General features: G+C 71.2%; 4 protein-coding genes. 2 read left to right on the plus strand and 2 right to left on the minus strand.

Annotated features, from left to right (window positions below):
• Nucleotides 1–322 precede the first annotated feature (322 nt).
• Nucleotides 323–2,074 (minus strand): IlvD/Edd family dehydratase, encoded by a 1,752-nt coding sequence (locus ACYP33_RS01485; RefSeq protein ID WP_459619266.1) that lies wholly within the window; start codon nt 2,072–2,074, stop codon nt 323–325.
• A 115-nt stretch (nt 2,075–2,189) separates the two neighbouring features.
• On the opposite strand from ACYP33_RS01485, the gene ACYP33_RS01490 reads away from it, so the two are divergent.
• On the plus strand, nt 2,190–3,137 hold the full coding sequence (locus ACYP33_RS01490) for a LysR substrate-binding domain-containing protein (protein ID WP_459619268.1): 948 nt from the start codon (nt 2,190–2,192) through the stop codon (nt 3,135–3,137).
• Between the two features lie 278 nt (nt 3,138–3,415).
• A complete protein-coding gene (locus ACYP33_RS01495) occupies nt 3,416–4,153 on the plus strand; it encodes a class I SAM-dependent methyltransferase (RefSeq protein WP_459619269.1) in 738 nt (245 codons plus the stop codon).
• 15 nt (nt 4,154–4,168) lie between these two features.
• Here the strand turns inward: ACYP33_RS01495 and ACYP33_RS01500 are convergent, their stop codons facing one another.
• Nucleotides 4,169–8,764, minus strand: a complete 4,596-nt coding sequence (locus ACYP33_RS01500) for a hypothetical protein (protein WP_459619271.1) — start codon at nt 8,762–8,764, stop codon at nt 4,169–4,171.
• Between the last annotated feature and the right edge of the window lie 73 nt (nt 8,765–8,837).

Consider the following 8,837-nt stretch of genomic DNA (forward strand, 5'->3'; position numbering starts at 1 on the left):
GTCGGGCGCCGATCGGCGGCGCCTGCCGCTCCCGGCTCTGCCTTCGTGCGGTCGGTTGGCCGGCCGTCGGTGCTGTTTTGTCGTGCTGTCGTGCTGTCGTGCTGTCGTGCTGTCGTGCTGTCGTGCTGTCGTGCTGTCGTGCTGTCGTGCTGTCGTGCTGTCGTGCTGTCGTGCCAGACCCTGCCCCGCCGCCCTGCTGCCCGGCCGTGGCGGACCAACCATTACGGGGCCGCCCGGCGCGTCGTGCCACGCCGTTCTGCTACCGAATCTTGGCGGCCCCGACCATCACGGGCCGCCCGACGCAGCCGGCCCCACCGTTACGTCAATGCGAGTGGCGCGGCACCTCGGCCCCGCGCATGCCGACCAGGAAATCGAGGTCGCAGCCTTCGTCGGCCTGCAGCACGTGATCGACATAGAGCCGCGCATAGCCGCCGCGCCCCTGCTGCTCGGCCAGGCCCGGCGCGGCGGCCGGATCGACGTCGCTCAGGCGGCGCTGCAATTCCTCGTCGCTGATATCCAGATGCAGCCGGCCCGCCTCGCAGTCGAGTTCGATCCAGTCGCCGTTGCGCACGGCCGCCAGCGGGCCGCCCGCCGCCGCTTCGGGCGCGACGTGCAGCACCACCGTGCCGTAGGCGGTACCGCTCATGCGCGCGTCCGAGATCCGCACCATGTCCTTGACGCCCTGGCGCAGCAGCTTGGGCGGCAGGCCCATGTTGCCGACCTCGGCCATGCCCGGGTAACCGCGCGGGCCGCAATTCTTCATGACGAGGATGGAATCCTTGTCGACCTCGAGCGCTTCGTCGCCGATGGTCGCCTTGTAGTGGTCGAAGTTCTCGAACACCACCGCGCGGCCGCGATGCCGGAGCAGCTCGGGCGACGCCGCCGACGGCTTGAGCACCGCGCCGCGCGGCGCGAGATTGCCGCGCAGGATGCAGATCCCGCCGTCGGCGATCAGCGGCCGGTCGAGCGGGCGGATCACTTCCTCGTCGTAGTTGGGCGCCTCGCGCACGTTGTCCCACAGCGATTTGCCGTTGACCGTCAGCGCGTCCGGGTGCGGCAGCAGCTTCGCCTCGCCGAGCCGGCGCAGCACGGCCGGCAACCCGCCCGCGTAATAGAACTCCTCCATCAGGAAACGGCCCGACGGCTGCAGGTCCACCACCGTCGGGGTGCCGCGGCCGATCCGCATCCAGTCTTCCAGTTCGAGCGGCACGCCGATGCGACCCGCGATCGCCTTCAGGTGGATCACCGCGTTGGTCGAGCCGCCGATCGCGGCGTTGGTGCGGATCGCGTTCTCGAACGCGGCGCGCGTGAGGATCTTCGAGAGCTTCAGGTCGTCGAGCGCCATCTGCACGATGCGGCTGCCCGACAGGTGCGCGAGCACGTAGCGGCGCGCGTCCACGGCGGGAATCGCCGCGTTGTGCGGCAGCGCCACGCCGAGCGCCTCGGCCATGCAGGCCATGGTGGACGCGGTGCCCATCGTGTTGCAGGTGCCGGCGGAGCGCGACATGCCCGCCTCGGCCGACAGGAAATGATGGAGATCGATCTCGCCGGCCTTCAGCGCCTCGTGCAGCCGCCAGACGGCCGTGCCCGAGCCGATGTCCTTGCCTTCGAGCTTGCCGTTCAGCATCGGCCCGCCGCTGACCACGATGGCCGGCACATCGCAACTGGCCGCGCCCATCAGCAGCGCCGGGGTGGTCTTGTCGCAGCCGGCCAGCAGCACCACGGCGTCGATCGGGTTGCCGCGGATCGCCTCTTCCACGTCCATGCTGGCCAGGTTGCGGGTGAGCATCGCGCTCGGCCGCAGGTTCGATTCGCCGTTCGAGAACACCGGGAATTCCACCGGGAAGCCGCCCGCCTCGTAGATGCCGCGCTTGACGTGCTCGGCGATCTTGCGGAAGTGCGCGTTGCACGGCGTCAGTTCGGACCACGTATTGCAGATGCCGATGATCGGCCGGCCGTCGAACTCGTGATCGGGGATGCCCTGGTTCTTCATCCAGCTCCGATACATGAAGCCGTTCTTGTCGTTGGTGCCGAACCAGTGGTGGGACCGCAGCTTGGGTTTGGTTGCCGTCATGCTCGTCGTGGGGTAGCGGGATTTGCGAGCAGTCTAGAGAGAAGCTTGATAACCTACTAATGAATTATCGGATGTCTCCGATACCTGTTTTTATATCCTCGTAAACACCGAAACGATGGTCGACGCGAACCCCTGGTACATCCGCACCCGCCTGAAAACACGGCAATTGCTGCTGGTCGTGGCGCTCGCGGAGGAAGGCAACATCCACCGCGCGGCCGCCGTGCTCAACATGACGCAGCCGGGCGCCTCGAAGCTGCTGCGCGAGCTGGAGGACATGCTGGGGACGGTGCTGTTCGATCGCATGCCGCGCGGCGTGCGGCCGACGCTGTATGGCGACGCGCTGATCCGCCATGCGCGCGCCGTGCTCGGCAGCCTCGAACAGGCGCAGGAAGAGCTCGACGCGCTGAAGGCCGGCCATCTCGGCCACGTGGCGATCGGCACCATCACCTCGCCCGGCGTGCGGCTGCTGCCGGCTGCCATCGCGACGGTCAAGCAGCGGCATCCGGCGCTGCGGATCTCGGTCGAGATCGAGGTCAGCAGCGTGCTGCTGGAGCGGCTCGCGCACGACAAGCTCGATATCGTGGTGGGCCGGCTCTCGGCCGAGCACGACAAGCTGCCGCTGCATTACGCGTCGCTGGCCGACGAACCGGTGCACGCCGTGGTGCGGCACGGCCACCCGCTGCTCGGCCGCGATGCGCTGACGCTGGCCGACGTGCGCGATCTGACCTGGGTGGTACCGCCCGCCGGCAGCGTGCTGCGCCATCGCTTCGAGCGGATGTTCCAGCGCGCCAGCCTGGCGCCGCCCGCGCGGATCGTCGAGACGGCCGCGCTGCTGTTCATCACGCGGCTGCTGGAGGAAAGCGACATGATCGCCGTGCTGGCCGCCGACGTGGCCGAGTACTACGCGGCGCATCGGATCGTCGAGATCCTGCCGCTGCCGATGCAGTGCCAGATGGACGACTACGGCCTGATCACGCGCTCGGACCGGCTGCCGACGCCGGCCACGGCGATCGTGATCGAGGCGTTGCGGGCGTCGGGCGGGCTGGGAGCGGAGGGGGGATGAGCCGGGACGGCGGTGGCGGGTAACGGCCGTCATGGCATCGACGGCCGCAACGGCCACGCTCGCCACCGCGACAGCGGCACCAGGAATCGCATAACGGCACGATTGCGGCAACGAGAATCGCTGCACGCGCAACCCCGCCCGCCGCGCCCGCCGCGCGCTGCGGCAACGCAAGCCCGCCCCGCGTGCCCCCGCCTCACGGACCGCGTAACGCGCTAGGATCGACGCTCCTCATCCCGCCGCCCCGTCCACCGGCCAGCGGCGCAACCCGGAGCGCCCCGATGACCCAGAACATCTACGACGATCCGTCGTTCTTCGCCAACTACGCCAAGCTGAACCGCTCGCAGCACGGCCTCGACGGCGCACCCGAGTGGCCGGCGCTGCGCGCGCTGCTGCCCGAATTGGCCGGCCGGCGCGTGGCCGATCTCGGTTGCGGCTACGGCTGGTTCTGCCGGTGGGCCGCCGAACAAGGCGCGGCCAGCGTGCTCGGGATCGACGTGTCCGAGCGCATGCTGGAACGCGCCACCGCCTCCACGCGCGGCACGAGCGTCGCGTACCGGCGCGGCGATCTCGAACGGCTCGACCTGCCCGCCGAGGCGTTCGACCTCGTCTACAGCTCGTTGGCGTTCCACTATCTGGAGAATCTGGCCGGGCTGTTCGCGGCGATCCGTCGCGCGCTCGTTCCGGGCGGCCGGCTGGTGTTCTCGACCGAGCATCCGATCCTGACCGCGCCGCGCCACCAGGGCTTTCGCACCGATGCCGACGGCTGGCGCTTCTGGCCCATCGACGGCTACCAGAACGAAGGCCCGCGCGTCACCCATTGGCTGGCCGAGGGCGTGGTCAAGCAGCACCGCACGCTCGGCACGTTGCTGAACCAGTTGATCGGCGCGGGCTTCACGCTCGATCATCTCGACGAATGGGGGCCGACGCCCGAACAGATCGCCGCCCAACCGGCGCTGGCCGAGGAGCGTGAGCGCCCGATGATGGTGCTGATCGCGGCCACTCGCCAGGCGCGCTGACGCCCCCCGCCGCGCTCACGGCGGCGGAAACTGCGCGGCGGTACGCTGCCCGTCCACATTGGCCACGCGCTGCCAGCGCAACAGGCTGCGCCAGCCCAGCACGCTCGATTCGCGCGAACGCTCACGCACGATCAGCATCAACGGCCGCCATGTCGCGCGCATCGCCAGCACCTCGTCGATCGCGCGCCGCGCGGCCTCCGCGCCGGCCGCATCGCCGCGTTGCTCGGCCAGTTCGGCCAGCGCGCGGTAACCGTCGATCCACACGCCCGCCTCGCCTCGCATCGAATAATTGACGTTGTAGTGGCAGTAATGGCTCGTCTCGCCGAGCCCGCGTATCTCGCGCTCGAAATCGCCGAGCAGGATCGCGGCGCGCTCGCGGTTCGCGGGCGTGTCCTTCTCGCCCGACGCATCCGCGTCGAGCGTCTCGATGCAGCGCATCAGCCAGGCCTCGCGATTGCCGTCGATCTCGGCCAGCATCTCGCGCGGCGTGGCGTAATGGCGGTCGAGGTCGGCGTCCTGCTTGTCGCCGATCGTGAACGGCGAGATTTCGTGCTGCGCCTTGATCCACGCCAGGTCGCGCGTCACGCCGATCTGCATCGGCACCGATTCGCGCTGCACCGCGCCGTGCCGGCCGCCCTCGCCGACCGGCACCGACTGATTGGTCAGCGGTGCGAAATTCAGGTTGGCCGCGACGCCGGCGCGCTGCTGCGCCGTATCGCCCTTGGCGTTGCCGATCCGCACCTGCCCGCCCGTTTCCGAGCGTTTGTCGCGCGTGCGTTCGGCTTCGACGAACAGCGAGGCATCCGCACCGAGCGTCTGCGCCACGCCGTGCGCATCGTTGAAGCGCGCCGACGGCAAGCGGGCCGACAGGCGGCCGGTCAGCGTCTGCGTGCGGGTCACGGCATCGAGCTGCGCCACCACCACCGCCGGATTGCGCGCGAACACCGCTTCGAGCGGATCGCGATAGGCCCGGCCGCGCGCCGGCTCGATCAGATCCCAGCGCACCAGGCTGTCGAGCGCGTTGACCATGTTGGCGCGCATCTCGTCGTCCTTGTGGCGGCTGCGCAGAAAGCGCACCACCGTCGAATGCGTGTCGGTGCGCTGGCTCGCGGCGCGCGCCGTGAACGCCGCCTGCAGCGCCACGCCCGGCGCGACCTGCGGCCCGACCGCCACGCCGGCCGTGGCCTCCTGCGCCGACGTGTGCGCGGTGCCGAACGACATCTCCATGCCGAGAATCGGCATGAACATCTGCACGAACGCCTCGTCGCCCACCGATTTCTCGGCCGTGAAGATCGGCGAGACGATCGGCGAGCTCGCGCCGTAGGGCAGCGTCGGCAGGTTCACGCCGAGCGTGCCGCCACCGCCGATGCGCACGCGGTCGCGCAAGCGGCTGTTGGCGATGAACGGCTGAAAGAACGCGAGGATGTCGGTCTTGTCGGCGAAGCGCTCGGATTTGAGCAGGCGCAGCGCGGCGTCGAGGCCGGCGTCGTCGGCCGTCTCGCCGGTTTCCGCTCGCAGCGATGCCGGCAGTTGCTCGGCCAGATGCGTCTCGATCCGGTCGATGGCCTCATAGGCGCTCAGGCCGCTGCCGCAGGCCGTGTGCATCGGCTCGGGCAAGTCCACCGCCTGCGCCTTGCGCAGCCGGTTCGGCTCGCCGTTGCGCGCGGCGCGCGCGCCACGCTCGCGCCGCGCCTGCTCGCCGAGCACCCGCCCGATGCCGGTGCGATCGCCGGCGTCGAGCCGGATCTGCGACGGATGCCGCCCGCGCTGCTGCAACTGCTTCAGGTATTCGACGGTTGCCTGCGCCGCCGCGGTTGCCCGACGCAGCTCGGGCGAGCCGCCGTGGGTGCGGCATGCGGCCAACGTGCCTTCGAGGTGCGCGATGCGCTGCCGCACATGCTGGTCGACCTGAATCCGCGCGGACTGCATGCCCATGCTCTCGCCGACGCGATAAGCCTGGTTCAGCACGCGCCGCCGGAACGGCGTCTTGTTCAGATTGGGCATCGCGCGCCGCCATGCCGACGGTCGCGCCCCGGCCACCACGTCCGGCGCCGACGCGCCCGCGCGCACCACCCATTCGGTGATCGCCTTGTTCAGGCGATCGACGTGCTGCGCATACGGCGAGCCGGGCGCGTTGCTCAGGTAGCCGTTGCGCACCGCGTTGTAGGCGGCGTAATCGACATCGTCGAACACCTCGGCCGGATCACCCGCCAGATGGCCGCGCGCGACCGTCTTGGCCTGTTGGAGCCATGCGGCGATATCGGGCGAAACGGCCTCGGCGCGCTGTGCCTCGTCGGCGTTCCAGAACACGCGCAACACCTGCGAGCGCGCCGCGTCGGGCGGTGCGGCGCCTTCGCTCGACAGCGCGTGCAGCAGGTCCGTGCCGCGCGGCAGGCTGGCGAGCTTGCGGCATACGGCCAGCGCGGCAAGGTCGAGCGGATCGGACGACGCCGCTGCGCTGGTTGTTGCAGCGCAGGTCGTTGCAGCGCTTGCCGTTGCCGTACTCGCCGCCGCCGCGCCGGCCGTTGCAGCACGTTCCGGCAAACCGGCCGCCAGCGACACCCAGTGCGCGGCCGGCTGTCGCCCGAGGTGCGCGAGCAGCGGCGCGGCGTTCGACGCTTCGACACCGGTGTCGGCCATCGCGCGCGTCACGATCTCGATCGTCATCGACGGCGGCAACGGCAGCGGCGGCGCGGGCGCCGTCAGCCGTTCGGCCAGCGTGCGCAGCGCCGCCTGCAACCCGGCCGGCGCCTCGGCGCCGTACACGTTGCCCGCATCGATCAGTTGCGCGACCTGGGCCTCGCGCGCCGCCGCAATCGCGGCCTGTTCACGCTGCGCGCCGGTCGAGCCGGGCGCGGCATCGGGCGACGCCTGCGCTTCGGCGCGCTCGACGCGATCGGCCTGCTCGCCCTGCTCGGCCAGCACCAGCGACGCCTTCAACAGCGACGGCACCGCGCGGTCGGCCGCCTGCCAGCGCGCCTCCACGCGCGAGCGCTCCTGCATCAGCTTGGCGATGTCGGCGTGCCGCTCGGAGAATTCACCAAGCCGCGCCTCGCAGCGCGCCTTCTGCGCCTGCGCCTCGGCCAGCACACCGCGCGCCGCGCCGATCTGCTCCGAGATCCGCGCCACGACGATGCCCGCTTCGACCGAATCGGCTGAATCGGACGAGCCGTCGGCCAGCGCCGCCTGCTGCTTGCCCAGCGAATCGATGCGCGCCTGCGCCTGGCCGAGGATCAGGTCGATGTCGTTCATCTCGTCGCCGAGCGTGACCAGCGTTTCGGCCTGCCGGGCATGCAGCCGCAGCGCGATGTCGATTTCCTTGCGGCGCGAGCCGGCGTCGTCGCGCAGCGTGTAGATGCGCGATTTCAGATCGTCGAGCCGGCGCAGCGCGAATGCGTGCGTCTGATCGGCGCGATCCGACAGATGGCCGAGGCTGACCAGCTCGAGCAGCTCGGTGCCGTGGATCGCTTCGTGCAGCGCGTGACCGGCATCGCGCGCGGCGAGTTCGGCGATGCGCAACCGGGTGCGGGCGGCGGCTTGCGCGGCGAGGGCGAGGTTGGGGGTCGGGTGGGTTGTCGGGTGGGTTGTCGGGTTGGACGTCGCTTTGGACGCCGCGCTGGACGTCGGGTCGGGCCTCGCGTTGGACGTCGGGTCGATCGCCAAGTTAGACGTCAAGCGGGCCGTCGGGCCGGACGTCGGGTCGGTCGCCAGGCTGGACGCCAAGCGGGCCGTCGGGCCGGACGTCGGGTCGATCGCCAGGTTGGACGCCAAGCGGGCCGTCGGGTGGACCGTCGGCGTAGCATCGCCGGCACCAGGTGAACGGCCAGTCACCCCATTCGGATTCGGCACGGTATCGGCACCGGATGAACCGCCCACGGCCTCCCCCTGCCCGCCGGTCGTTCCCGCATCGGCTGCACGGCTCGCCGCCGCCAGCACGGCAGCGTCGCTGGCCGCCAGCGCAGCGCGCGCCGCGCCGACCTCGGTCACCGCCGCGTCGAGCGCCGTGCGCCGCTGCGCGAGCCCTTGCAACAAGCGCCGCGCCTGCTGTTCGTTGTCGAGCCGGCCACGCGCGAGCACCGGGTCCTTGCGCGAGCCGAGCGGCGACAGCCGCATGCCGCGCCCGGCCGAGAAACTGGCGATATCCTTCAGCGGCGTTGGCGCGAGCCACGGCACGAGCCGTTTCGCCGCGCGGTTCGCGGCCGATTCGTGCGGCCGCTCGTAGACGGTGATCGACGGCTGGTCAAGGCTGCCGGCCATCGCATCGGCCAGCGCCAGCAGCTTGCGGGCGTCGTCGAGCACCGGATCGCGATCGGCGTCCGGCGTCGTTGCCACCGGCGCGCCGAGCGGCCCGGGCGGCCCCGCCACGCCGGCATGCGTCTGCCCCGGCACGCCCGCGCGCAGCGGCCCATTGACCGTATGGCTGGTGCCGGGCACGCCGGCCGTCACCGCGAACTGCCGTCCCGTCAACGCCCCGGCCAACCGCGCCTTCAGCGACAGCCGTTCGGCCTCGGCCGGCTTGCCACGCGCGCGTTGCAACGACGCCAGCGCGTCCGGCCCGAGCCGGTGCACCACCGGCCGCGCCGCACCGTCACGCGCCGGAGGCGGCGTCAAACCGGCCGCTGCCTCCGAGCCGGCGGCCGTCTCGCCGGCCGACTCGGCCGGCGACGTCCCGAGCGGCGCCCCC

It is taken from the genome of Burkholderia sp. 3C (assembly GCF_054589155.1).

Bases quoted from the DNA above. Each gene is read 5' to 3' on its own strand.
- ACYP33_RS01490 (WP_459619268.1), top strand. From the start codon at position 2,190: ATGGTCGACGCGAACCCCTGGTACATCCGCACCCGCCTGAAAACACGG.
- ACYP33_RS01485 (WP_459619266.1), bottom strand. From the start codon at position 2,074: ATGACGGCAACCAAACCCAAGCTGCGGTCCCACCACTGGTTCGGCACC.
- ACYP33_RS01495 (WP_459619269.1), top strand. From the start codon at position 3,416: ATGACCCAGAACATCTACGACGATCCGTCGTTCTTCGCCAACTACGCC.